General features: G+C 50.5%; 22 protein-coding genes. 11 read left to right on the top strand and 11 right to left on the bottom strand.

Features of this window, described 5'->3' with window-relative positions; all coding sequences use genetic code 11:
• Positions 1-123: 123 nt before the first annotated feature.
• The 4 genes from EC843_RS09205 to EC843_RS09190 all read right to left on the bottom strand — a co-directional run bounded on the left by EC843_RS09205 (position 124) and on the right by EC843_RS09190 (position 5,979).
• Positions 124-3,246 carry a CusA/CzcA family heavy metal efflux RND transporter gene (locus EC843_RS09205; RefSeq protein ID WP_121814730.1) on the bottom strand — a complete coding sequence of 1,041 codons (3,123 nt, stop codon included), beginning with the start codon at positions 3,244-3,246 and terminating at the stop codon, positions 124-126.
• A gap of 10 nt (positions 3,247-3,256) precedes the next feature.
• Positions 3,257-4,378 carry an efflux RND transporter periplasmic adaptor subunit gene (locus EC843_RS09200; protein WP_133522126.1) on the bottom strand — a complete coding sequence of 374 codons (1,122 nt, stop codon included), beginning with the start codon at positions 4,376-4,378 and terminating at the stop codon, positions 3,257-3,259.
• Positions 4,375-5,643, bottom strand: a complete 1,269-nt coding sequence (locus tag EC843_RS09195; RefSeq protein ID WP_064542606.1) for a TolC family protein — start codon at positions 5,641-5,643, stop codon at positions 4,375-4,377. The genes EC843_RS09200 and EC843_RS09195 overlap by 4 nt, the downstream gene beginning before the upstream one ends.
• A 63-nt stretch (positions 5,644-5,706) precedes the next feature.
• Complete coding sequence (locus EC843_RS09190; protein WP_064542609.1) at positions 5,707-5,979, bottom strand: DUF1471 domain-containing protein; 273 nt, start codon at positions 5,977-5,979, stop codon at positions 5,707-5,709.
• 411 nt (positions 5,980-6,390) lie between these two features.
• On the opposite strand from EC843_RS09190, the gene EC843_RS09185 reads away from it, so the two are divergent.
• Complete coding sequence (locus EC843_RS09185; RefSeq protein ID WP_064542612.1) at positions 6,391-6,663, top strand: YdgH/BhsA/McbA-like domain containing protein; 273 nt, start codon at positions 6,391-6,393, stop codon at positions 6,661-6,663.
• 137 nt (positions 6,664-6,800) lie between these two features.
• Positions 6,801-7,220 carry a Zn(2+)-responsive transcriptional regulator gene (gene zntR, locus EC843_RS09180; RefSeq protein ID WP_064542615.1) on the top strand — a complete coding sequence of 140 codons (420 nt, stop codon included), beginning with the start codon at positions 6,801-6,803 and terminating at the stop codon, positions 7,218-7,220.
• Between the two features lie 95 nt (positions 7,221-7,315).
• On the opposite strand, the gene uspF is transcribed toward zntR, so the two are convergent.
• From uspF to EC843_RS09165, 3 genes are all read right to left on the bottom strand, one after another.
• On the bottom strand, positions 7,316-7,750 hold the full coding sequence (uspF, locus tag EC843_RS09175) for a universal stress protein UspF (protein WP_064542618.1): 435 nt from the start codon (positions 7,748-7,750) through the stop codon (positions 7,316-7,318).
• A gap of 189 nt (positions 7,751-7,939) precedes the next feature.
• Complete coding sequence (locus EC843_RS09170; RefSeq protein WP_064542621.1) at positions 7,940-8,230, bottom strand: HTH-type transcriptional regulator; 291 nt, start codon at positions 8,228-8,230, stop codon at positions 7,940-7,942.
• Between the two features lie 258 nt (positions 8,231-8,488).
• Positions 8,489-9,871, bottom strand: coding sequence for an MFS transporter (locus EC843_RS09165; protein ID WP_133522125.1), 1,383 nt, complete (start codon positions 9,869-9,871; stop codon positions 8,489-8,491).
• Positions 9,872-10,315: 444 nt separating this feature from the next.
• Between EC843_RS09165 and EC843_RS09160 the strand changes: the two genes are divergently transcribed.
• The 3 genes from EC843_RS09160 to cspA all read left to right on the top strand — a co-directional run bounded on the left by EC843_RS09160 (position 10,316) and on the right by cspA (position 12,659).
• On the top strand, positions 10,316-11,026 hold the full coding sequence (locus tag EC843_RS09160) for a DUF3053 domain-containing protein (RefSeq protein ID WP_064542628.1): 711 nt from the start codon (positions 10,316-10,318) through the stop codon (positions 11,024-11,026).
• An 818-nt stretch (positions 11,027-11,844) separates the two neighbouring features.
• Positions 11,845-12,006: a hypothetical protein gene (locus EC843_RS24535; RefSeq protein ID WP_166642056.1), complete on the top strand. Its 162-nt coding sequence runs from the start codon at positions 11,845-11,847 to the stop codon at positions 12,004-12,006.
• Positions 12,007-12,446: 440 nt separating this feature from the next.
• Positions 12,447-12,659, top strand: a complete 213-nt coding sequence (gene cspA / locus EC843_RS09150; RefSeq protein ID WP_034499351.1) for an RNA chaperone/antiterminator CspA — start codon at positions 12,447-12,449, stop codon at positions 12,657-12,659.
• Positions 12,660-12,724: 65 nt separating this feature from the next.
• On the opposite strand, the gene yiiM is transcribed toward cspA, so the two are convergent.
• Together yiiM and sodA are read right to left on the bottom strand one after the other, a co-directional pair.
• The gene (gene yiiM / locus EC843_RS09145; RefSeq protein ID WP_121814732.1) at positions 12,725-13,399 is read right to left on the bottom strand and encodes a 6-hydroxyaminopurine reductase; all 675 of its coding nucleotides are present in this window, start codon (positions 13,397-13,399) and stop codon (positions 12,725-12,727) included.
• A 78-nt stretch (positions 13,400-13,477) separates the two neighbouring features.
• Complete coding sequence (gene sodA, locus EC843_RS09140) at positions 13,478-14,098, bottom strand: superoxide dismutase [Mn] (protein WP_034460735.1); 621 nt, start codon at positions 14,096-14,098, stop codon at positions 13,478-13,480.
• Between the two features lie 274 nt (positions 14,099-14,372).
• Between sodA and EC843_RS09135 the strand changes: the two genes are divergently transcribed.
• Positions 14,373-15,794 carry an L-fucose/L-arabinose isomerase family protein gene (locus tag EC843_RS09135; protein WP_133522124.1) on the top strand — a complete coding sequence of 474 codons (1,422 nt, stop codon included), beginning with the start codon at positions 14,373-14,375 and terminating at the stop codon, positions 15,792-15,794.
• Between the two features lie 255 nt (positions 15,795-16,049).
• Positions 16,050-17,084, top strand: coding sequence for an L-rhamnose/proton symporter RhaT (gene rhaT, locus EC843_RS09130; protein ID WP_064542637.1), 1,035 nt, complete (start codon positions 16,050-16,052; stop codon positions 17,082-17,084).
• Here rhaT and rhaR read toward each other — a convergent pair whose 3' ends face one another.
• The gene (gene rhaR / locus EC843_RS09125) at positions 17,085-17,933 is read right to left on the bottom strand and encodes an HTH-type transcriptional activator RhaR (RefSeq protein WP_064542641.1); all 849 of its coding nucleotides are present in this window, start codon (positions 17,931-17,933) and stop codon (positions 17,085-17,087) included.
• Positions 17,934-18,091: 158 nt separating this feature from the next.
• Complete coding sequence (rhaS, locus tag EC843_RS09120; RefSeq protein WP_064542800.1) at positions 18,092-18,928, bottom strand: HTH-type transcriptional activator RhaS; 837 nt, start codon at positions 18,926-18,928, stop codon at positions 18,092-18,094.
• Between the two features lie 300 nt (positions 18,929-19,228).
• Between rhaS (EC843_RS09120) and rhaB the strand changes: the two genes are divergently transcribed.
• The 4 genes from rhaB (at position 19,229) to rhaS (EC843_RS09100) (ending at position 23,986) form a co-directional block, all read left to right on the top strand.
• The gene (gene rhaB / locus EC843_RS09115) at positions 19,229-20,701 is read left to right on the top strand and encodes a rhamnulokinase (protein WP_064542643.1); all 1,473 of its coding nucleotides are present in this window, start codon (positions 19,229-19,231) and stop codon (positions 20,699-20,701) included.
• Complete coding sequence (rhaA, locus tag EC843_RS09110; RefSeq protein ID WP_133522123.1) at positions 20,698-21,957, top strand: L-rhamnose isomerase; 1,260 nt, start codon at positions 20,698-20,700, stop codon at positions 21,955-21,957. Before rhaB ends, rhaA begins: the two co-directional genes overlap by 4 nt.
• Before the next feature lie 123 nt (positions 21,958-22,080).
• A complete protein-coding gene (rhaD, locus tag EC843_RS09105; protein ID WP_064542649.1) occupies positions 22,081-22,905 on the top strand; it encodes a rhamnulose-1-phosphate aldolase in 825 nt (274 codons plus the stop codon).
• A gap of 88 nt (positions 22,906-22,993) precedes the next feature.
• Complete coding sequence (gene rhaS, locus EC843_RS09100; RefSeq protein WP_064542652.1) at positions 22,994-23,986, top strand: rhamnose ABC transporter substrate-binding protein; 993 nt, start codon at positions 22,994-22,996, stop codon at positions 23,984-23,986.
• Positions 23,987-24,085 lie beyond the last annotated feature (99 nt).

Genomic DNA, 24,085 nt, shown 5'->3' with positions numbered 1-24,085 from the left:
TCTTCGGGTGATACTGAAAGCTATTGCAGGTTGCGGATATTTCTCTGCTGCAATAAGCGTTTAGCGGTTATAAAAATTAACGGGGAATATCGTAAGATATTCCCCGTTGTTATTTGTTGCTAGTTATTGAGCATCCAGTTCCTTTTGGGCAGCAGCATTGCGCTTCATATGCCAGTTCTCCGTCATTTCATACAGCAGCGGCAGCAAGAATAATGTCAGAGCTGTGGACGTTAATAATCCTCCGACCACCACCGTCGCTAATGGACGCTGTACTTCGGCACCGACGCCGCTGGAAAGCAGCATTGGGATCAGCCCCAGTATCGCGACCGTCGCAGTAATCAATACTGGACGCAGACGCTGAACCGCACCCAGTCGGACAGCATCGCGGATACTGGCTCCTTGTTGTCTCAGTTCGTTAAAGAATGACACCATCACAATCCCGTTGAGCATTGAGACACCAAAGACGGCAATAAATCCGACCGAGGAAGGGACCGACATATATTGTCCGCTCAGGAACAGGGAAAGAATTCCTCCCGTCATGGCAAACGGAACGTTCGCGATGATGAGTGTGGCATGTCGCAGAGTTCCGAATGCGGTGTAGAGCAGAATAAAGATCAGCCCAATGGTCAGCGGCAGAATCACAGACAGTTTGCCCATCGCGCGTTGCTGATTTTCAAAGGCTCCACCCCAGGTGCTCCAGTATCCCTCCGGTAGCGGGTTGTTTTTCTCAATGGCCTGGCTGGCTTCCTTCACAAAGCCGTCAATATCACGCCCTTCAACTTCCATCTGTAGCACGACGTAACGTTGTAGCCCTTCCCGGCGCAGGAAGGCGTACCCTTCAGCCAGCTCAATATCCGCAACCTGCGACAGCGAAATCAGTTGGCCTGACGCCCCACGTAGCGGGATGGCACTGATAGCTGAAACAGACTCCCGGTAAGGCGCGCTAAATCGGGTCACCAGATCAAAACGAGCGGTTCCTTCGATGATGCTTGAGATGCTCGCACCGCCAATACCGGACTCCACCACATCCATGATGTCGCTGGTATTGATGCCATAACCCGCCGCTTTTTCACGATCGACGCGGATAATCACCTGGGGTTTACCCTTGCTGGACTCCGTTGAAAGTTCTTCTACGCCCGGGATTTTATTCAGTGTGGCCTGGATTTGCTGGCTCAGGGAATCTAGTGTGGCGCTATCTGGCCCATAAATTTTCAGGGCCAGAGTGGCGCGGATCCCCGAAATCAGTTCATCGACACGCATCTGAATCGGCTGTGTTGCACTGAACAATGCCCCTGGATGTTTTTCTTCAAGAACCGCCTGGATGTTACGGGCCAGTTGGTCATAAGAAATGTCTTCAGGCCAGTTTTCCCGCGGGTTCATCGTCAACAAAACCTCCATTGAATTGACGTCTGCGGTTTCGCCTTTTTCGGCACGTCCAATGGTGGCGACCACATCTTTCACTTCAGGGAATTGGCCACGAATATCATCAGAAACTTTGCGCGAGAGAGCCAGCGTACTGTCCAGTGATGTGGATGGAATGGAGGTGATCCTGAACATCAGACTGCCTTCCTGTAATTGGGGCATAAAGCTTTTCCCCAAAAATGGAAACAGTGCCAGGGAAAACAAAAACGCGGTCAGCGCGATGCTTATTGTCGCTTTCCTGCGTGATAACACTTTGTTCAGTAACGGTTGGTAGCCTGCAGTAATCCATCTGACTATGCGGGTTTCATTTTCATGTGCGGGCTTGAGCAACAGCGACGACAGCACAGGCACGATGGTCAGCGAGAGAATTAACGACCCCAGCATCGCGAAAATAATCGTCAGTGCCATCGGGCGGAACAGCTTGCCTTCAAGACCATCGAGCGTTAGCAGCGGAGTAAAGACCACGACGATAATTAAAATCGCAAAGGCCACCGGTATCGCCACTTCCCTGGCGGCTTCCTGGATTTGCAGCGCGAAGCTGTTTTTCGCGCCACTGGCATGATTGAGCGCCAGTCTTCGATGGATATTCTCCACCATGACCACTGCACCATCCACCATCATGCCGGTACCGATAGCCAGACCTGCCAGCGACATCAGGTTTGCTGACAAGCCGAATTGTTGCATCAGAATAAAGGCTATCAGCATGGAGCCGGGCAGAGTGATAATCACAATCAGCGCTGAACGGAGTTCCCCGAGGAACAAAAACAGGACAATGGCAACCAGCAAAGCTCCTTCCAGCAGCGCGCTTTGTGCCGTTTTCAGCGCCAGATCAACCAGGTTTGTTCGATCATAAACTGTTTTCAGCGTGACACCTTCAGGCAGCAGTGAATTCACCACTGTTGAGATTTTGTCCTTTACACCATTAACGACATCACTGGCATTTTCGTTAATGCGCGACAGAACCATCCCCATGACGACTTCCTGCCCATTTTGGGTGACCGCACCTGCACGAACAGCTGGTGTGAACTCCACTTTGGCGATATCCCGAATATAGACCGGGTGGTTACCGGCACTTGTGATGCGCAGACCTGCAATATCGGAAAGACTTTCCAGCTGGCCATAACCACGAACCAGATACTGTTCCTCACCTATGTTGACGCTTTGCCCACCGGCCTGGCGGTTATTCCCTGCAAGCACCGGGAGCACGTCGGCCAGCGTGATGCTGTACAGCGCCATTTTTTCCGGATCGAGCGTGACCTGATACTGTTTTTCATTCCCGCCCCATGAAACCACATCATCCACACCTGGCACCGTTTTCAGGATCATCCTGATGGTCCATTCCTGGAGTGAACGTAATTCCATGGTGCTAAGGCCGGAATTACCCGCATCCAGGGTATACCAGAAAACTTGCCCCAGTCCGGAGGAGTTGGCTCCCAGCACTGGCGGACTGTACCCCGCCGGGAGCGAGTCCCCGATCTCCTGAAGTTTTTCACTGACCCACTGGCGAGCAAGATAAATATCCGTGTTGTCTTTAAAATTGATACTGATGTAGGAAAGGCCCGCCAATGACATTGAACGGATTTGTTCCACATTGGGTAACCCGGCCATATTGCTTTCTACCGGAACGGTGAACAGCTTTTCAATATCTTCGGCGGCCAGGCCAGAAGCTTCTGTATAGACATTCACCTGCACCGGCGTCACATCGGGGAAGGCGTCCACGGGGACGCTTCGGAATGCCATGACGCCATAGCCGACAACGGCCATAAACAACACAATGATCAGCAGCTTGTATTTCAGAGATAGGTTTATCAACGAACCGAGCATGTGTGTCTCCTTAGTGCCCGCCAGCCGTTTCTGCGATAAGCAGTCGGGATTTCAGATCGTAAGTCTGGTTAACAACCACACGGTCCCCGGGCTTCAGCCCACTGGTAATTTCTGTCCTGTTCAGACCCTTTTTCCCGGTCGTAACCTGGACGGGTTGATATTTATTTTCACCATTTGCGACAAATACCGACGACTTGCCATCCATCAGTGTTAATGCAGAGTCCGGTACGCTGATGACTGGCTTAGGGGGGTTATAACGGACATAAGCGGTGACCTGCATTTCCGGTTTCAGACGTCCATCCTCGTTATTGACGGCAATATAGGTCGCAAGGGTGCGGGATGAGGAATCAAGGGTGCCGGCAGTACTCACAATCTGACCGGAAAATGTTTCGTCGGGCCAGGCACTGGCCTGAATACGCACCGTGGCTCCTGGCTCGAGGAAACGAACCTGAGATTCCGGCACATTGGCAGTAATCAGTACGGTGCTCAGATCACTGAGGGTAAACAGAACGTCTGCGGGGGTGACGGCTTGCTCCTGGCGGGCCGTTGTGGTCAGAACGGTGCCGCTGAAGGGGGCGGTAATTGTCGACAGCGAAGCTGATTTACCGTTGGAGCCGAATAATGTTTGTCGGGCCTGTGCCGCATCAAATTCGGCTTTTGCTTGCTGGTAAGCAAGCGTCGCAGCAGTCAGATCGTTGCGAGGGATTATCTCTTCTGCCATCATTTTTTGTTTACGCTTGAGCAGTTCAGAGGCGGCATTGAGTGCTGCCCTGGCCTGCTTAACGACATTGTTTTCATCACGAAGCTGTATGCTGTCCAGGGTCGCGAGAGTGTCTCCTTTACTCACTTTTTTACCCGGAAGAGCATTAACAGAAGTGATCCAGCCGTTTATCCGCGAAGAAATGGTAGCTGAACGTTGGGGATCTAACTGGATGGTGGCCAGCGCTCGAAACTCGTTGGTCATCGGGGCAGGGCCGATAGTTTCGAGCAGGACTTCCTTCGGAGTAGACACAGTCTCCGCTTCTTCTGAATCGTCGGGTGATGCACTGACTGCTGGGGAAAAGAAACCTACAAAAACAATAAAATACAGTGCGGATGGCAAACGGCGGTACTGCGCATTATTCTGAGTCATGGGAGCTCCTGTCCACTCCAGTTAGCGATATTTTCTAGTTTCAGACGCGTTGTCTGGTACTCGAGAAGTGTGTCTAGCCTGGTGCGTTGGGCATTCAGGATCTGTTGGCTGGTCAGCAAAACATCTGGCAGGCTGCTTTGCCCATTTTCCTGTGCCAGCAGGGTGAGCTGTTTGTTCATGTCTGTAGCTGGCAGGACCTGTTGATTGAGGATCCGTACCCTGTCTTTCAGGTTGTTCAGCTTGTCCCATTGATTTTTAAGAGTTTGCTGTTGTTCATTCTTAGCGGTGTTGATGGCCAGACGTGAACGCGTCACCGCGGTGGTCGCCTGCCCGATACCCGCCTCGTTTCGCTGAAATAGTGGAAGCGGTACGGAAATCGATAAGGTGGTCAGATCTTCACGGCTGTCATCCGGCCCATCCTGCGAATAGCTGACGCCAAGGGTGACATCCGGGATCCGAGCTGCTTTCTGGAGTTCCAGCTCAGCAATGGCACTTTTCTCCTGCCATTCCAGCGCCGCGAGTTTAGGGCTCTTTTCTAGCCGCGACCCCAGAGAAGCGTAGGTATAGGGGAGGGGTTTGGCGGTTGTGTCGAAATCCCCTTTCATTTCAGGTATCGCGTCTTCAGAGGTCAGCAAAAAACGCGCAAGTTCGTTGCGGGTGTCCTTTAAGTCTTGTTGGGCGGTTAGTAACTGGTTATTGGCAAGCTGGCGCTCAATGGTGGCAACGTTGTTATCCAGGCGGGTGGCACTACCTGACTGCCGTTGCCGGGACACCACAAGTTCTGCTCGAGAAAACAACTCAACGGCCTCTCTTTCCAGACGGACTTTTTCCTGCAAAGTCACAATCTGGTAGAACAGCGTTGATGTGGTCAGCAATACCTGATTTCGCGTATCCAGCGACTCCTCCCGGAAGGCACTCATGGCGAATTGAGCTGATTCCTGTCGGTATCCTTGTTGCCCCGCAATTTCAAATGTCTGGGAAACACCTGCGCCCCATTCAGTTTGTTGAATATTGTCAGGGTTACCCGCCACAGAACGTCTTTTCCCGCTATTCCCATCGATGACCGGATTGTTAAATAACAGCGCATCAGCGGATTCTGAGCCTCCTATTAGTGAGCTCAATTGCGCTTGCTGATCGGGTGAGCTGATATTATTTTTGAGTGCATATTGTTGAAGTTCAGAAAGGGTAGGAGGAACCGTTGTTGCTGCCAGAGCAATGCTTCCCGGAGCAATAAAAATAAACAGTGTCAGCGTCCAGATTCGCATATCTCTCTCCTGGTAAGAACAGACATCCCATAACGGTGATGCCGGTGATTAAATAAAATAGAGTTACTGGGATTTATAAAGCACCGCATTTGCACTCCATTTACTGCTATCACCAGGGGTGGTTAGTCTTACAATCGAAAAGTAATCTGCTCCAGATTCTTCAGCTCGTGTTTTTATCGCGGCAACCGCTTCTTCTGAAGACGGTTTACCAGAAACTGAAATGTGACCTATTTCCTGATAAGCCTTTGCTTCATTGTTTTTAATTTCTGTCGCCGAAGAAGCGGAGAAGGAAATAGAAAATAACAACATGGTTAACGCAGCAGTTTTACGAATCATAATGCATCCTTTTCAGGTCATGATGGAGGTAAGCATAATGATAGCCATCTGAACCAACTCCAGATTCAATATAAAAGTCGTGTATTTACCTGGCTTTACATTTTCTGAATGTAGAAAGTGTGTTTATTGTTGAGTAAGCAAGTATGAGAATTAAGTAAACCAAAGGTTTTCACAGGGTTTATGAAGGGTATTGTTGTTTAAAGTGTTTAAAAATAATGTGTTAGAGTTTTTTATGATTGTTGTGTAGTCATATTTATAATGAAGATTCTCCACAATTGTCATGATTGTGAAAATTAAGTTAAATATAAATAATATGCTATTGAAACTAAAGTTAACTCCAATGTTATGGTGAAAAAACAGCGAACTGCTGCACATTTAAAAATAAATAATCATATCGTAAGGAAAGAGAATATGTTCAAGAAAATAATGCTAACCACTGCCGTCATCACTTCCGTGATATCACTCCCTTCATTTGCTGCTACAGAAATCTCATGGGATGAAACCAGCAAGTACGTTCATGTTGGTGATATTTCTGTCGGGGGTAAATATTTTTCACCCGATGATGCTAAATCTAATATTAATATGAAGGCGGCTGAAGCCGGGGCTGATTATTATTATGTTAGCCGATTCACGCGTGGTAATACGGGGTTTGGGGCTAATGCAGTGTTATATAAAGAAAAATAACAGTTAAAGTAAACGGGGGCCGTTAATACCTGGTCCCCTTTTACTCTTCATTTTTTACTATCAAATTAAACCCCCACTTTCTTTATAGAAAGTGTGCGGATAACTGCTGGCATCAGATATATAAGGAAAATAATGATATGTACCGCATCGGGGAATTAGCAAAGTTGACGGGTGTAACACCTGATACGATTCGATATTACGAAAAGCAACATTTAATGAACCATAATATCCGTACCGAAGGTGGTTTTCGTCTGTATGTGGAAAATGACCTACAACGACTACGGTTTATTCGTTATGCCCGCAACCTGGGATTTACCCTGGATTCGATTCGGCATCTACTTGCTATTCGAATCGAACCCAATGATGACGGTTGCCATAATTCCAAAAATATTGTCCAGGCACGGTTGAATGAAGTTGAGGCGCGTCTTGAAGAGCTCCAGGCTATGCAGCGTTCATTGCGAGATTTAAATGATATTTGCTGCGATAGCGATCACTGCATCACTTATTGCACGATTCTTGAAGCCCTTGAACAAGGTGCTGAAGGCGGTAAGTCTTGAGTGTTGTAGGGCGGATGAGCGATAGCGTCATCCACCCTTTGCGCCAGTTTTGTCGCTTATCCGGCCGACGAAGAGGTTTGAGGCTGCTGCTCCGTTCAGCGAACAACCAGTACCGAGCACTCGGCGTGACGCACCACTGCCGCAGAGTTTGAACCAAGAAGATAAGTGGACATACTCGGTCGGTGGGACGCCAGAATAATCACATCCGCGTCAATATCTTCGGCCAACTGCAGGATATGATCTTTCGGTGTGCCGCTCAGCACGTGCTTTTTCACTCTGTCGCCAGGTAAGCTGAACTGCGCGACAATCTCGCTCAGCGTTTTCATGGCGGCCACTTCCCGTTCTCTGGCATCGGGCGCAATCGACGTGTAACCCAGGCCGTAAGAGGCAAAATAGGTATAGTCGGGGATCACTGCCAGGAAGTGGATCGTGGCGTCGTCTTGTCTGGCATAAGCTTCCACATGCGGAATGACTTGTTGCGTCAGCTCCATTTCAGAAATATCGATAGGAACCAGGATTTTCTTAGACATACAACCTCCTTTTGTTTTCTCGTAAATAACCCTCTTTAAGTTATGGATTAGATTTGTTATTTGAGGAGTGATACAGGTCCGGTTTTTGGAGATTGCCGCTTCGTTTCATACTATTTTCGTAGCTTCCAGAAACAACAAACCCCGCGTTAACGGGGTTTTGATTAAGGCATTAGGGTACAAAGTACTTAATCATTCCATCAATTGCTTACTGATAGTGGGATTCGCCTGCATTAAGCGCATCAACTTCAGTTCGGTCGTGGAGGGTCTGAGTCGTTTTGATTCCCACTCCTGCACCATGGCAACACTCACACCCATCGCACGGGCAAAATCATCAATCTTAAGCCCGGTACTTTTTCTTAACTGCTCAAACTCAGAAAATGCATTGGGCTTATCATTAAGAGCCATCGTTTGTTGTTTATCTTTAAAAACAATCTGCTCAAGGTTACTTAGTAGCTCATACATTGGATCTTTATATTCCATCGAGTACTCCTCATAAATCACACAATGGATAGTGAACACGTAAGAAGCTCATTAAGAATAGTTCGAAAAAAAGTGTGACGATGCTTTCGAGGCTAACTATTTTTAAACATAAAGGGGCTTATGCGTTTCAGCAAAAAACCTAAGCGGCATAACGAATTGAAAACGCTGCGTACCTGGGGAATGAGTATAAATTTGTAAATGGTTAGATATTTTATGCAAAAGGGCGGGACTAGCCCGCCGCAGTTGAAAGATTTTCCATCATGCTTTTTGCGTAACTTTATCTAGCTCATGGTTTTCTGCACGGTTTTCACCAGGACTACGCTGGCCTGCCCAGGATTTCACCAGCAGCGCGGTGGCGGAAAGTATTGCCGGAATCGCCAGCAGCATGAAGATGGTTTTGAACGACAGTTCAGCCTGCATCAGGAATGCGCCACTAAACGCTCCAAGGATCCCGCCGAAACGCCCGAGCCCTAACATCCACGCAACGCCGGTTGCACGCCCCTGGGTTGGATAGAAACCTGCCGCCAGTGCTGGCATTGAAGATTGCGCGCCGTTCATAATCGTCCCGGCGATAAACACCATCACGCCCATCAGCACCAGGCTTGAAGTGGAGAAGCCCACCAGGCAGACGAACAGCCCGGTCAGCAAATAACCGACTGCGACGACTTTGTTCGGGTTCAACTTATCCATCAACGCGCCAATAATTAGCACGCCAATGCCGCCCCCGAGTGGGAACAGCGCCGTGATAATCGACGCCTGGCTAAGTGTTGCGCCTGTTTCACGAATCAGCAGCGGCAGCCAGCTGGTCAGGAGATAGAAAATCAGCAAGCCCATGAAATAAGTCAGGCACAGCATTAATGTCCCTACCAGATAACGTGGCGAGAAAATTACGCCAAGCGCGGTTTTATCTTTGATGTGTCCGCCGACTTCGTTGAGCACAAAGCGCAGGTTTTCACCTGATGGAAGTGGCGCGATGCGTCGCAAAATAGTGGCGATATCTTTCTGTGGTTTGTTTTTTACTACCAGGTATCGTGCTGATTCCGGCAGCCAAATCATCAGTACCACCGAAAGAATCAGTGGCATTACACCGCCCAGAACCAGCACGCTTTGCCATCCGTAATGTGGGATCATCCAGGCGGAGACAAAGCCGCCCATTGACGAGCCAATCGGGAAGCCAACAAACATCAGGTTCACCAATAAAGCGCGTTTACGTTCCGGAGCGTATTCCGACATTAATGTTGCTGCGTTTGGCATTGCCGCGCCCAGGCCCAGACCTGTGAGGAAGCGCAGTAAGGCGAGGGATGTCAGACTGGTGGCAAAGGCTGTCAGAAGGCTGAAACCGCCAAACACCAGAATCGAAAGTACCAGCACTTTTTTACGCCCAATGCGGTCAGCCATCGGCCCTGCGGTTAATGCACCGACCGCCAACCCAACCAGTGCGGCACTCATTACCGGGCCGAGGTCAGATTTCTGCACGCCCCATTCCTGTACCAGGTCGGAGGCGATAAAACCAATAATCGCGGTATCGAACCCGTCCAGCGCGACTGTGATGAAACACAGCACGAGAATCATCCACTGGAATTTGGAAAACCGATTGTTGTTTATAAATGCCTGAATATCAGTTGTTGTTGTCTTTGTCATAAGGCAAGTCCTGAAGGATGCTGAGGTGTTCGATTATCGAACAAAGATTCGTTAATCGTTCGTTAAATCAAACCACTCAACAGGCAGTTGGGCAATCATCCCACGGGTGTTTGTGTGCGATTATCGTACTGATTCGGCGGGCGGCGTCGGGCGTTGAAAAATAAACGCTTTAGTATTAATAGCTTAAAAGTGGTTCAACGCAGGTGTCATGTCATCGGATTTGTGAGGGGTGTAACAATTAAGCAACATTAGTTCGCGAAGAGGTGGAACAACCATCAAAGATTAAGCGCTAACTCCGTGTCAAAAGCCGCTATTAATCGTACAAATTTGCCTTAAGAGATTAGCCGCAAAGGGTATCTTGCAAAGGCAGGTTGGACTATCCTTAGCAGCATTATTGGGTACGCATTTGCGCTTTGGCACTGAATGATGAAAGGAGTAGAAAAGATGGCGACAGGTAAGTCCTGGTCACGCTGGTTTGCGCCGCTTGCGGCAATTTTAATGGTGGTGAGCCTGAGTGGTTGCTTTGATAAAGAAGGCGATCAGCGCAAGGCGTTTATCGATTTCTTGCAAAATACGGCGATGCGCAGCGGTGAACGTTTACCGACGCTGACTACCGATCAGAAAAAGCAATTTGGCCCGCTGGTTTCTGATTACGCGATTCTGTATGGCTTCTCCCAACAGATGAACCAGGTTATGGACGATGGCATGAAGCCAGTCGCCGATAGCGTAAACAGTATTCGTGTGCCGCAAGATTATATGACCCAGAGCGGTCCATTGCGTCAGGCAAATGGCTCACTTAACGTATTAGGTCAGCAAGTACAGAATGCCAAAATGCAGGCAGACAGCGCTCGCTCCACCCTGAAGCAAGCCGACGAACTGAAGCCCGTTTACGATCAGGTATATCAGAAAGTGGTTACGGGTCCGGCAGCGGCGATGGCTCCACTGATTCCTGCGGCACAAACCTTTACCGCTCAACTGGTGCAAGTGGGTGATTTCATCCAGCAGCAGGGAACTCAGGTTGGTTTTACCGCAGGCGGCATTCAGTTCCCAACCTCACAGCAGGCAAGCCAGTACAACTCGCTGATTGCTCCGCTGGCATCACAGCATCAGGCATTTATGCAGGCGTACTCGGCTGCACAAAGCTCTATGCAGTAATGGTGATTTCCCCCGCTTAATGGCTGTCTCTTATACACAACTCGCCCTGGCAATCTTGTCGGGGCGAGATCTGTAAGCCCCGCAGGTTTTCCGTTCACCCGTGCGTTCAGTTATCTCTTTAATTCCCGAAAACGGTGAACGTATTAAGGAGTTAACGCCAACTCCTTAATAATCCAGGCGCCCGGCAAATCAATCGCCGCTAAAGCGGTAAACACTGTTTTTCACCCAACATTCGGGGGCGTTCGCGATTCGTTCCCGACGATCGCTCTCTCACGTGGCTCCCGGCCACGTGACCCCGACTGAAGGGTAAAAAACGGCGCGATTGAAGCCGGGGACAAGGTCAAAACCGCTCTGGTTTTTGACTTTGTCCTTGAATTTTGGGTCCGGCTTAAATCGCCTCCATTTTGACTCCAGGTGGCAGGGTCCAGCCGTCGGGAACGGCTGGAGGGCGCGATCGTCTGGAACGAATCGCAACCGACCCTGACACGGAGGCAAAATGGAGGTTTACCGCTTGCGGCGATTTATTTGCCGGGAGTCAGGGTTCTTAGGGTGGCGACGGTGGCCACCCTAAGACGTTCACCGGTTCTGTGGCGACATAAGTACTCAATCGCCTGGTGAACGGAACCTTCTTCGGCTCGACAGGAACCGGCCCTCAAAGTTGTGACTAAGAGACAGCGCTTAATGGCGGGGGATGCTTCCCTCTTTTAGTCGTCCCATTCCTTCTAATTTCACGTCGCGTGTACAAATTTGTCATAAATATGACACCGCCTGGCGCTGTTCATAAACTCATCATTAACTGTCAGTAATGAGAAATACTCATGCCAAATACAATATCCCAAAAGACCGCCCGTGAAGGGTTAAGCAACCCTGAGCTGTTTGAAGGCGGAGTATTCGTTACCAGGAATGGTGTTGCGGAACTCTTCGTCCAGACCGCAGCAGAACGTCAGCTAGAAGAGGCCGACCCAACCGATATCGGATAAACGCTACGCTGGCAGACAAAGGTGTCAGAATTCGTGAATGGCTGGGTGTGGAAAATGAGTATCGTTGTTTTTATGACCATAACAATCATGACGAAATCAGTATTTTACTCTACGCAAGCATGAAGGAAGATTTTGAATCGGCTTTGTATCACCATTCAGTTATTTACTGAATAGAGCGATGCTTCAGGCGCTCAGCCCAGAGGCGGCCTGAGCTCCAGCCCTGTGGACGGCTAAAATAAACCTTGTCATTCACCGTGATTATATGAGTTAATGCATTCATCGGTTTGAAGCACAGAACCTTTAAGCAGTTTAGTAGCGCAGTCCTCAAAGAGTTATCATAGATACCCTTCGACGTGATCTACCTTCCTTTATCGCTTTAAAAAATCTGTAAAACATTCCAATTGCGCCGGAAGGCAAATTTAATTTAAAAGGTAATATCTATGTCTAACAAAATGACTGGTCTCGTAAAATGGTTCAACTCTGACAAAGGCTTCGGCTTCATCACTCCTGACGATGGCTCAAAAGACGTGTTCGTACACTTCTCTGCTATCCAGAACGATGGCTACAAGTCTCTGGACGAAGGCCAGAAAGTGTCTTTCACCATCGAAAGTGGTGCTAAAGGCCCAGCTGCTGGTAACGTAACTAGCCTGTAAGGTTAGCGTTAGCAAAGCTAAGAATTAAAAAAACCCGCCTCTGGCGGGTTTTTTGTTTCTGGAATTTACTTCCCAAACAACCGTCGTGAATTATCTTCAACCTTTCCCAAAAGACGTCGTTTCTGCATGGTACGCGTCCAGCTTGTCGATAGTCCGGCGGCGGACAGCAAGCGATGGAATTGTTCGTCATCAAATGGCATATGCCAGGCGATGGCGATAGCTTCAGCCACCGAAACATCACTTACTCGGGAAACCAGTTCCAGTGGATTTTCTGTCGATACATTGCCTGCCAGCACGACTTTATACAGCCAGCCGCAATAACCCGTTTCCTGCATCAGCGAAGACATATTGTTAATGCCAAAATGGTAATTCAGCTTGTAGCACGGTGAGCGCGGTTGTGTGACCTGAATCAGTGCATCGCCCCAACGGAAAATATCACCAATATAGACATCTTTTTCTGTCAGCCCCTCGGTCGATAAATTTTCACCATAGGCTGGGGCGGTAAACAGTTCAGCCTGTTCGGGGAATTCACGCGCCCACCAGGTGTAATGCTCGCGCGGATAATGGCACAACGCGCGATCTGGCCCACCATGAACAATTTTTTCAGCCTGTTGATCGCCTTCCAGACCCAACTCAGTGAGTTTCAGCTCACCATCGACCTGATATTTGGCGATCGCACTTGGCCTGCTGCCTGCATACTCACGAACTTTGCCAATATATACGTTTAGCGGATAGTGCATCGGATCCTCCCTGTGGCCAGACGACAGATATAAAAAAAGCGAGCCATCAGGCTCGCTTTTCATCAGTTGCTTTGCAACTTATTTTTTAGCGGCAAAACGTGCTGCTGCTTCGTCCCAGTTCACCACATCCCAGAATGCTTTGATGTAGTCAGGGCGACGGTTTTGGAACTTCAGATAGTAAGCATGCTCCCACACATCCAGACCCACGATTGGGAAGCCGGATACGCCAGAAACCGCTTCGCCCATCAGCGGGCTGTCCTGGTTTGCGGTGGAAACCACAGCCAGTTTGTCACCTTTCAGAACCAGCCACGCCCAGCCGGAGCCGAAACGAGTTGCCGCAGCTTTCTCAAATTCTGCTTTGAAATTATCAACGCTACCGAAGTCACGCTCGATGGCGGCTTTCAGGTCACCTTGCAGGGTGGTGCCAGTTTTCAGGCCTTTCCAGAAGAAGCTGTGGTTAGCGTGGCCACCTGCGTTGTTACGCAGAACGGTTTTCTTGTCAGCTGGCAGTTGATCCAGTTTAGCGATCAGCTCTTCAACTGGCAGGCTTGCGAACTCTGGCAGAGATTCCAGCGCTGCATTAGCGTTATTTACGTACGCCTGGTGGTGTTTGCTGTGATGGATTTCCATCGTTTGCTTGTCGAAATGCGGTTCCAGAGCGTCGTATGCGTAAGGCAGGGATGGCAGTGTATAACTCATGTTCATCATCTCCATTTATTATCGAACGGCGCACAAGCTGTTAACGCCGCGTAATCAGTTGGTTCATTATAGTTAATTAAATGATATTGAAAATGATTATCAATGCCGTACTTTTAGCAAGGTTATAACTTTTCGTCATGATGGAGAAAATGTGAGCACTGTCAGGTAGATAAATCGTTTTTTGCCATCAGCCACAGAAACTGGCATTGCCGCAAAGGTAGCGTTGGGCAAATAGGGTGATAGTCGGCGCTTCATTCTTGCCTGGAGCACTACAATGTCGCTTAACGTCGCCCTTTTCGGTATCGGCCTTGATACCTACTGGCCGCAATTTTCTGGCCTGGAACAGCGCCTTACAGGCTATCTGCAACAAATTGACCATCGTCTCGCCGGGCTTAACGCGACGGTGATTAATGGTGGCCTGATTGATAGCGTCGCCAAAGCTGACCGCTTTGCTACACAACTTCAAAGCCAACCAGTCGATGCCATCGTGCTGTATATCAGCACCTACGCGCTGAGTTCCACGGTGCTGCCGCTGGTGCAAAAGATCAATAAGCCGGTGATTATCCTCGCCCTGCAACCAGAACTGGGTTTGCCGTACGGGAAAATCCGCGAGATGGCCGATCGTGGCGAACGTACCGGCGAATGGCTGGCACACTGCCAGGCGTGCAGCGCACCGGAACTGGCAAACGTGTTTAATCGCGCGGGGATTCGTTACCAGCTGATCGTCGGGGCATTGCAGGGTGATGAATATGCCTGGCAGCAAACGGAACAATGGCTGCAAGCCCTCGAAGTACACAAACAGCTGGCGGCTTGCCAGGTGGGCGTGTTGGGGCATTATTACGACGGCATGGTCGACGTTTACAGCAACATGACCAACCTGAGCGCCAAACTCGGCGTGCGCTTCAAGCCGCTGGAAATGTGCGAGCTGGCCGAATACCGCGAGCTGGTCACGCAAACCGCCAGCAGGCAAAAATGGCAAGAAGTGGAAGCCTCGCTGCAAATCGATCCCGCCTGTGAAAAAAACGAATTAGAACGTGCCGTCCAGACCGCTTGCGCCATGGATCAACTGATAGAAAACAACCACCTTGGTGCGCTGGCGTATTACTACGAAGGGCGCAATGGCAACGCTTACGAGAACATCATTACCTCGATTATTCTCGGTAACACGTTACTGACTCAGCGTGGCATTCCCGTTGCCGGTGAGTATGAAATCAAAAATGTGCTGGCGATGAAAATCCAGCAATTGCTGGGCGCGGGTGGCTCGTTCTCTGAGCCGTATGGCATTGAATTCGCGGATGATGTGGTGCTGTGGGGGCACGATGGCCCAGCACATCCACTGATGGCCGAAGGCAATGTGCGGCTGGTGCCGCTGCCGGTTTATCACGGCAAGCCGGGTAAAGGCGTCTCTATTCAGATGACCGTTAAACCCGGCCCTGTTACGTTCCTGTCGATTGTTGAGGATGCACACAACGGCGTGTGTTTGCAGTATGCCGAAGGGGAGGCGGTGGCTGGCGAAGTGCTGGATATTGGCAATACCAACAGTCGCTATCGCTTCGCGCTTTCGGCGCGCGATTTCACCACGCAATGGTGTCTCGGTGGGCCAGCGCACCATTGTGCGATTGGTCTGGGGCATCAGGGGGCGGTTCTGGAAAAACTTGCCTGGTTGCTCGGCGTGCAAACCACAAAAATCTGTTAGTCCAAAAACGGTGGATGGCGCTTGCGCTTATCCATCGCTCACTTTCATTCGCAGCTAATCGACCCACAACTTGAAATATCATGGTTATAAAGAACTGTGACCCCCGTCAATCGCACCCCCTGAATTTTGCCATTTTTCTCTCCGCCACGGCAGCACATAGAAGGTTAGCAAGTTGCTCAATCCTTAGACTCAGTGGCAATGGGGTAGTCAGCTGTCACCCCTGAGTTTTTTAGTTAAAACAGAGGGATATGGATAATGAGTAATGCAATAACGATGGGGATAATCTGGCATCTCGTGGGCGCCGCGAGCGCTGCCTGTTTTTACGCCCCTTTTAAAAAAGTGCAGCGTTGGTCATGGGAAACAATGTGGGCGGTTGGCGGCTTCGTTTCCTGGATTATTTTGCCATGGACGGTGAGTTACGTTTTACTTCCTGATTTTTGGGCTTACTTCGGCTCGTTTAACGCTTCAACTTTGTTGCCAGTCTTCTTGTTTGGCGCAATGTGGGGCATTGGTAACATTAACTATGGCCTGACCATGCGCTACCTGGGCATGTCGATGGGCATCGGTATTGCGATTGGCATCACGCTGATTGTCGGCACCTTAATGACGCCAATAATTGCCGGAAAATTTGATGTGCTGATTGGGACACCAGGTGGACGCATGACGTTGCTGGGTGTTCTGGTTGCGCTGATCGGCGTGGCCATTGTCACCCGCGCAGGCCAACTCAAAGAACGCAAAATGGGCATCAAGGCTGAAGAGTTCAACCTGAAAAAAGGGCTGGTTCTGGCGGTGATGTGCGGCATTTTCTCAGCAGGTATGTCCTTTGCGATGGACGCCGCAAAACCGATGCACGAAGCGGCAGCAGCACTGGGCGTTGACCCGCTGTATGTGGCCTTGCCAAGTTACGTGGTGATTATGGGCGGCGGCGCGCTTGTCAACCTTGGCTTCTGCTTCATTCGTCTGGCAAAAATGCAGAACTTGTCGATAAAAGCAGACTTCTCACTGGCAAAACCATTAATCATCAGCAACGTGTTATTCGCGGCACTTGCCGGTTTGATGTGGTATCTGCAGTTCTTCTTCTATGCCTGGGGCCACGCTAAAATTCCTGCGCAGTACGACTACATGAGCTGGATGTTGCACATGAGCTTCTACGTGCTGTGCGGCGGGTTGGTTGGCTTGATTATGAAAGAGTGGAAATCGGCAGGAACTCGTCCTGTTGGTGTACTGAGCGTCGGTTGCGTGGTGATTATTATTGCTGCCAACATCGTCGGCCTCGGCATGGCAAATTAATTATGTTTCAATAGCATATCGTTGACGCCACAGCCGTGGCGTCAACCCCGTTTCCTTGGTAAAGACCACCGAAAAATAGTTACTATCCTCAAAGCCACAGCGTGTGGCGATATCACCAATCAACAACTCACTATGACGCAATAAATCCTGTGCCTGGCAGATGCGTAACTGGCGTAAATACTGGCTGATGCTCATGCCGGTTTGCTGGCGGAAAATCTGCCGTAAATGGCGCTCTGCCACCTGATGTTGCTGGCAAAAATGCGCAAGCTCAAAGGACGAATCGAGGCTTTTCCCCAACGCTGCCAGCAATAAATCGAACGTTTCGCTACTGTCTGGCCCAGTTGCATCCTGAGATTGATAGCGATGGCGGCGCAACAAAATGCACAGTTGCAGGAACAGGCTCTCGGTCAGACACACCGACAGCGCGTCCATTTTCACGCTTTCGTGTTCCAGTTGGCCGATTAACTGCCGCGCTTGTGCCATGCCGTGGCTACTCAGCCGCCAGCGTGGATCTTTCCCGGCAGCCCGTGTGCTGTGCAACAAATCATTCCAGTCGACGTTGAGTTTGAGCCTTTCAGGGCAGTAGATGATGTTATGCAGCACTAAACCGTTAACCGATTCGTAGCTGTGGCGGTCTTCCGCGCGGATATAAAACAGGTCGCCGCAGGTGATGCGATACGGCCGGTCATTGAGGGTGTGCAAGCCGTTACCGCGCCAAACCAGCACCAGCTCGCAGAAATCGTGGGTATGTTCGGCAAAGACATTTTGCGGATAGCGATCCGCCACCGCCACGGGCTGCGTGGCAGAAACGAAGAAATCCGCTTTTTTGAGAACTAAATGATTTGCCACCGTAATGCCTCAAAAACCAAAATCTAAATGGTGGATGACGTTTCGCTTATCCACCCGACAAAACAAGCACCGTAGGTCGGATAAGCGCAGCGCCATCCGACAAACTAACAGGCAAGTATTGGCTTTTTTGGCTAAAAAAACGGTGATTGCCCTCGCGATTACTGAAGTTGCGTATCTCGGCCCTGGCGAATCTCACGCGGTGACCAGGAAAACTCACGCTTAAACAGCGTCGAAAAGTGGTTACTGTCGCCAAAACCGCATTGAAAAGCGATGTCTGTGACGCTTTCGTCGCCATGGCGCAACAAGTGACGTGCTTTCATCAAACGTAAACGGTTGAGATAGCGTTGGGGCGTCATACCCGTTCGCTGTTTTAGCTGGCGATGCAGAGTACGCAGGGAAAGTGTGAATTGTGAAGCCAGTGCTTCCCAGCAAATATCTTCAGCGAAGTGATCTTCAAGCCATGCCATCAGCAGATTTAACCGGCCTTCTGAACTTGCAGCACCTTCCACCATGCTGCCTTTGCGCAGCAATACCAGCAACTGCATAAACAGAATTTCACGGTTGGCGACAGAATGGGTATCCGACGCTTCACCAATTTGCTCAAACTGTTCAATCAGCCCGCGTACTTGCTGCAAAACGGGTTGATTCACGCGCCAGTGCGACGGGTAATGGCCGTCCTGCTCTTGCGGCAGCAACTTATCCAACCCGGACAAAAAGCAAAATGCGTCTGGCGCACGGTACAGAATATTGGTCAGGCACAGATTTTCGGTGTGCTCGTACAAATGGCGATCGTGATCGCGCACGAAACAGACGGAACCGCCGCTTAATGTGTACGGCTGGCCGTTAAAAACGTGGGTTCCGGTGCCGTGCTCAACAATGACTATTTCGCAAAAGTCATGATGGTGTTCCGGAAAGGCGGCCTGGGGTAAACGCGGCTCAATCGCCACAGACGAATGCCCAGATGGGAAAAAGTCAAAACCATGTAATACCGTCATCATTAACCCCAAACCGTTTTGCGATGAGCAGATAGTAGATAACGCTTCTCATCTGCACCTTAAGTTTTCGACGCGAAATCCGTTAAATCCTGCTCGTTTTTTAAGAAAGGTCGGGAATTATCAGGAAATGCGGAGAGTGTCACAGCCCGGTTTTATGGGTGATAAACACGAATCTGTGACATGACTCACGTTCATCTTTGCTTCTTTGCCAGCGGCGGATTAGCGCTGTCAGTAACGAGAAGGTGGTCAACAGCGTTACTTTTTAGAGTGGGGTCAATTAATTTAGCAAGGACCCCCAAAATGACTCTACGCCATAGCGTTGCGGTAGACCTGGGCGCATCAAGCGGCCGTGTCATGCTGGCGCGCTTTGAACGTGATACCCGCAGCATTTGTCTGCGAGAAATTCATCGTTTCACCAACTGTTTAAAACAGGTCGACGGTTCCACTGTGTGGGATGTGGACGCGCTGGAAATGGAAATCCGCACTGGCCTGCAAAAAGCCTGCGATGAAGGTATCGCCATTGACAGTATCGGCATTGACACCTGGGGTGTTGATTACGTGCTGATTGACCGCGACGGTAATCGAGTTGGGCAGCCTGTTTCTTATCGCGACAGCCGCACCGACGGCGTGATGGACGAAGCTTTCAACCAGTTAGGTCGCGAAGAAATCTATCGTCGTACTGGTATTCAGTTCCTGCCTTTCAACACGCTTTACCAGTTCCGAGCTTTGGCGCAGCAACAGCCAGAACTGTTCGATAAAGTCGAACACGCACTGCTGATCCCGGACTATTTCTGCTACCGCCTGACGGGCGCGTTGAACTGGGAATACACCAACGCCACAACCACGCAGCTGGTCAATATCAATAGCGATAACTGGGATGAAACCCTGCTCGAGTGGGCGGGCGTACCAGGCAAATGGTTCGGCACGCCGACCCATCCGGGCAACGTTATCGGTCAGTGGATTTGCCGCGAAGGGAACAAAATCCCGGTAGTATCAGTCGCGACGCACGACACCGCCAGCGCGGTCATCGGCGCACCGCTGAAAGATAAAAACGCCGCCTACCTTTCTTCTGGCACCTGGTCGTTGATGGGCTTTGAGAGCAAAACGCCGTATGCCAATAGCGCAGCATTAGCCGCCAACATCACCAACGAAGGTGGTGCGGAAGGGCGTTATCGGGTGCTGAAAAACATTATGGGCCTATGGTTGTTACAGCGCGTCACGAGAGAGTTGGAGATCACGGATCTGGGCGATCTTATCGATCGCACCCGTAACACTCCGGCCTGCCGCTTTGTGATCAACCCGAACGACGATCGTTTTATTAACCCTGAAAGCATGAGCCGTGAAATTCAGGCGGCATGTCGCGAAAGCAACCAGCCGGTTCCATTCACAGACAACGAGCTTGCACGCTGCATTTTCGACAGCCTGGCGCTGTTGTACGCCAAAACTTTGGCAGAACTGGCCAGCGTTCGTGGCCATGAGTTTAGCTGCCTGAATATTGTCGGCGGCGGTAGCCAGAACGAATTACTGAACCAGCTATGCGCTGACGCCTGCGGGATTCCGGTATTCGCCGGCCCGATTGAGGCCTCAACGCTTGGCAATATCGGCTGCCAGTTAATGGCGCTGGATGAAATCACTGACGTTGACGACTTCCGCAAAATCGTCGCCGCCAGCTATGAATTGAAATCTTTTACCCCACAAACAGATAGCGAAATTGCCCGGTATATCGCGCAGTTCCCGCTGAGCAATCAAAAACAAAAGGAGTTTTGCGCATGACCACACCTCTTGATCAAGCCTGGGAACTGGCGAAACAGCGTTTTGCTGCTGTCGGTGTTGATGTTGAATCTGCTCTGCAACAGCTCGACCGCTTGCCGGTTTCTATGCACTGCTGGCAGGGCGATGACGTTGCCGGGTTTGAAAACCCAGAAGGTGCGCTGAGCGGCGGGATTCAAGCCACCGGTAACTATCCGGGTAAAGCGCGCAACGCGACTGAATTACGCTCCGATCTGGATCGTGCATTAAGCCTGATCCCTGGCCCAAAACGCCTGAACCTGCACGCCATTTATCTGGAATCTGAGCAGCCAGTTTCACGCGACAAAATCAAACCAGAACACTTCAAAAACTGGGTTGAGTGGGCGAAAACCAACAAGTTAGGGCTGGATTTCAACCCATCTTGTTTCTCGCACCCGTTAAGCGCCGATGGTTTTACGTTGTCCCACGCTAACGATGAAATTCGTCAGTTCTGGATTGACCACGTTAAAGCCAGCCGCAAAGTTTCTGCTTACTTCGGCGAGCAGTTAGGTACGCCGTCAGTAATGAACATCTGGATCCCGGATGGCATGAAAGACATCACTGTTGATCGCCTGGCTCCGCGCCAGCGTCTGGTCGCGGCACTGGATGAAGCGATGAGCGAAAAACTCAACCTGCAACATCACATCGATGCGGTAGAAAGCAAGCTGTTCGGTATTGGTGCCGAAAGCTACACCGTGGGTTCCAACGAGTTCTACTTCGGTTATGCCACCAGCCGCCAGACCGCGCTGTGCCTGGATGCCGGTCACTTCCATCCGACTGAAGTTATCTCCGATAAAATCTCCAGCGCCATGCTGTATGTACCGCGCCTGCTGCTGCACGTGAGCCGCCCGGTGCGTTGGGACAGCGACCACGTGGTACTGCTGGATGACGAAACTCAAGCTATCGCCAGCGAAATCATCCGCCACGACCTGTTCGACCGCGTACACATCGGGCTGGATTTCTTCGATGCCTCCATTAACCGCATTGCGGCGTGGGTTATCGGTACTCGCAACATGAAAAAAGCGCTACTGCGTGCGTTGCTGGAGCCAACTGAAACTCTGCGCCAGCTTGAGCGTGATGGTGATTACACCGCGCGTCTGGCCTTGCTGGAAGAGCAAAAATCACTGCCATGGGCAGCGGTTTGGGAAATGTATTGCCAGCGTAATGACACGCCGGTTGATGCCCAGTGGCTGAAAACTGTGCGTACTTACGAGCAGGACGTGTTGAGCAAACGCGGTTAACCACCCTCATCCCGACCTTCTCCCTGAGGGAGAAGGAGAAAACATGATTAATTCCCTCTCCCTTGGGAGAGGGCCAGGTTGAGGGGAAAAAGCCCTCACCAATACCAAAGGAACCACAAGACTATGCAGAACATCCTCAAAGCCTGGTTTGTAGAAGGCATGATCAAAGCAACAAGTGATGCCTGGCTGAAAGGCTGGGATGAGCGCAATGGCGGCAACATCACCATGCGTCTGGATGAAGCGGACATCACGCCATTCCAGGCTGATTTCCACGCCGCACCTCGTTACATCGCCTTAAGCCAGCCGATGCCTGAACTGGCGAATACGCCGTTTATCGTCACTGGCTCTGGCAAATTCTTCCGCAACGTACAACTGGATCCAGCGGCAAATATTGGCGTGGTGAAAGTGGACAACCGCGGAACTGGCTACCACATTTTGTGGGGGCTGGAAAACGAAGCGGTGCCAACGTCTGAACTGGCGGCACACTTCCAGTCACACAGCGTACGCATCAAAACCACCGGTGGTAAAGATCGCGTGATCATGCACTGTCATGCCACCAACCTGATTGCCCTGACCTACGTGCTGGAAAACACCACCGAAGTCATCACTCGCAAATTGTGGGAAGGCAGCACCGAATGTCTGGTGGTGTTCCCGGACGGCGTTGGCATTCTGCCGTGGATGGTGCCAGGCACCGATGAAATTGGAAATGCGACAGCTGACGAGATGGCAAAACACTCGCTGGTTCTGTGGCCGTTCCACGGGGTATTCGGTAGCGGCCCAACGCTTGATGAAGCGTTTGGTCTTATTGATACCGCTGAGAAGTCTGCTGAAGTGTTGGTAAAAGTTATTTCGATGGGTGGCATGAAACAAACCATCTCTCGCGATGAACTTATCGCGCTCGGTAAGCGTTTTGGCGTCACCCCATTAGCAAGTGCTTTAGAGTTGTAAACAGCAATATTGGGGCGGGTGAGCTGATGCCATCCGCCTTAAAAAAATAAAAATACCTGCAAACCCTACAAACATCGGAGTACAAGCAATGAAAACTAAAGCAATATTAGGTTGTACGCTTACCGTTGTCGCACTAGCACTCTCTGGTTCTGCCCTTGCTGAAGTGAAAATCGCGCTGGTGGCGAAATCGCTTGGTAATGGTTTCTTTGAAGCAGCAAACGTCGGGGCGCAGGAAGCCGCCAAAGAGTTGGGGGACGTTAAAGTTATTTATACCGGCCCAACCACCACCACAGCTGAAGCACAAATTGAAGTTCTCAACGGCTTGATCGCTCAAGGTGTTGATGCCATTGCTATTTCTGCTAATGACCCAGACGCGCTGGTTCCGGTGCTGAAAAAGGCCATGCAGCGTGGCATTAAAGTCGTTTCATGGGATTCCGGTGTGGCAAAAGATGGCCGCCAGATTCACCTGAACCCTTCTAATAACGCATTGATTGGCGAAACCAACGTCAAACTGGCCGCAGATGCGTTAAAAGCGATGAACGTCGAAAAAGGTGATGTCGCGATACTGAGCGCCACGCCGACCTCAACTAACCAGAATATCTGGATTGAAGAGATGAAAAAGGTACTGCCGAAGTACCCGTCTATCAATCTGGTCACCGTGGCCTATGGCGACGATCTTTCCGATAAAAGCTACCGTGAAACGGTCGGTCTGCTGAAATCTTATCCTGATTTAAAAGTGATCGTTTCGCCGTCTTCCGTCGGAATTGTTGCCGCAGCACAAGCGGTGAAAGACCAGGGCAAAATCGGCAAAGTCTACGTGACCGGCCTTGGCTTGCCGTCTGAAATGGCGGGTGCCGTGAAATCAGGTGCCTCGAAAAGTTTTGCCATCTGGAACCCAATCGATCTCGGCTACGCCGCCACTTACCTGGCAGACGATTTAGTCAAAGGTACGGCGACGAAAGAGGAAGCTAGCATGGGTAAATTGGGCAAAGTGAAGCTGGATGCGGATGGCAACGGCGCGATGGCTGAGCCGTTTGTTTACGATGCCAGCAACATCGATAAATTCTCCAAAATCTTCTGATTTAGGTTTTAGAAGCCACCCTCACCCTAACCCTCTCCCTGAGGGCGAGGGGACCGACCAAGGTTTTCTCCCTCTTCCTGAGGGAGAGGGGACCGATCG

The sequence above is a fragment of the Buttiauxella sp. JUb87 genome (assembly GCF_004361975.1).
Lineage (GTDB): Bacteria > Pseudomonadota > Gammaproteobacteria > Enterobacterales > Enterobacteriaceae > Buttiauxella > Buttiauxella ferragutiae.
The sequence above is the reverse complement of the archived record's forward strand: the minus strand, read 5'-3'. Positions and strand labels throughout refer to the sequence as shown.

What these genes read in the sequence shown, in the direction of transcription:
- EC843_RS09205 (WP_121814730.1), bottom strand. Translation starts at nt 3,246, where the DNA reads ATGCTCGGTTCGTTGATAAACCTATCTCTGAAATACAAGCTGCTGATC.
- rhaT (WP_064542637.1), top strand. Translation starts at nt 16,050, where the DNA reads ATGAGTAATGCAATAACGATGGGGATAATCTGGCATCTCGTGGGCGCC.
- EC843_RS09185 (WP_064542612.1), top strand. Translation starts at nt 6,391, where the DNA reads ATGTTCAAGAAAATAATGCTAACCACTGCCGTCATCACTTCCGTGATA.
- EC843_RS09160 (WP_064542628.1), top strand. Translation starts at nt 10,316, where the DNA reads ATGGCGACAGGTAAGTCCTGGTCACGCTGGTTTGCGCCGCTTGCGGCA.
- EC843_RS09200 (WP_133522126.1), bottom strand. Translation starts at nt 4,378, where the DNA reads ATGACTCAGAATAATGCGCAGTACCGCCGTTTGCCATCCGCACTGTAT.
- EC843_RS09135 (WP_133522124.1), top strand. Translation starts at nt 14,373, where the DNA reads ATGTCGCTTAACGTCGCCCTTTTCGGTATCGGCCTTGATACCTACTGG.
- yiiM (WP_121814732.1), bottom strand. Translation starts at nt 13,399, where the DNA reads ATGCACTATCCGCTAAACGTATATATTGGCAAAGTTCGTGAGTATGCA.
- sodA (WP_034460735.1), bottom strand. Translation starts at nt 14,098, where the DNA reads ATGAGTTATACACTGCCATCCCTGCCTTACGCATACGACGCTCTGGAA.
- rhaD (WP_064542649.1), top strand. Translation starts at nt 22,081, where the DNA reads ATGCAGAACATCCTCAAAGCCTGGTTTGTAGAAGGCATGATCAAAGCA.
- EC843_RS09170 (WP_064542621.1), bottom strand. Translation starts at nt 8,230, where the DNA reads ATGGAATATAAAGATCCAATGTATGAGCTACTAAGTAACCTTGAGCAG.
- rhaS (WP_064542652.1), top strand. Translation starts at nt 22,994, where the DNA reads ATGAAAACTAAAGCAATATTAGGTTGTACGCTTACCGTTGTCGCACTA.
- rhaA (WP_133522123.1), top strand. Translation starts at nt 20,698, where the DNA reads ATGACCACACCTCTTGATCAAGCCTGGGAACTGGCGAAACAGCGTTTT.
- EC843_RS09165 (WP_133522125.1), bottom strand. Translation starts at nt 9,871, where the DNA reads ATGACAAAGACAACAACAACTGATATTCAGGCATTTATAAACAACAAT.
- EC843_RS24535 (WP_166642056.1), top strand. Translation starts at nt 11,845, where the DNA reads ATGCCAAATACAATATCCCAAAAGACCGCCCGTGAAGGGTTAAGCAAC.
- uspF (WP_064542618.1), bottom strand. Translation starts at nt 7,750, where the DNA reads ATGTCTAAGAAAATCCTGGTTCCTATCGATATTTCTGAAATGGAGCTG.
- EC843_RS09190 (WP_064542609.1), bottom strand. Translation starts at nt 5,979, where the DNA reads ATGATTCGTAAAACTGCTGCGTTAACCATGTTGTTATTTTCTATTTCC.
- rhaB (WP_064542643.1), top strand. Translation starts at nt 19,229, where the DNA reads ATGACTCTACGCCATAGCGTTGCGGTAGACCTGGGCGCATCAAGCGGC.
- cspA (WP_034499351.1), top strand. Translation starts at nt 12,447, where the DNA reads ATGTCTAACAAAATGACTGGTCTCGTAAAATGGTTCAACTCTGACAAA.
- rhaS (WP_064542800.1), bottom strand. Translation starts at nt 18,928, where the DNA reads ATGACGGTATTACATGGTTTTGACTTTTTCCCATCTGGGCATTCGTCT.
- zntR (WP_064542615.1), top strand. Translation starts at nt 6,801, where the DNA reads ATGTACCGCATCGGGGAATTAGCAAAGTTGACGGGTGTAACACCTGAT.
- EC843_RS09195 (WP_064542606.1), bottom strand. Translation starts at nt 5,643, where the DNA reads ATGCGAATCTGGACGCTGACACTGTTTATTTTTATTGCTCCGGGAAGC.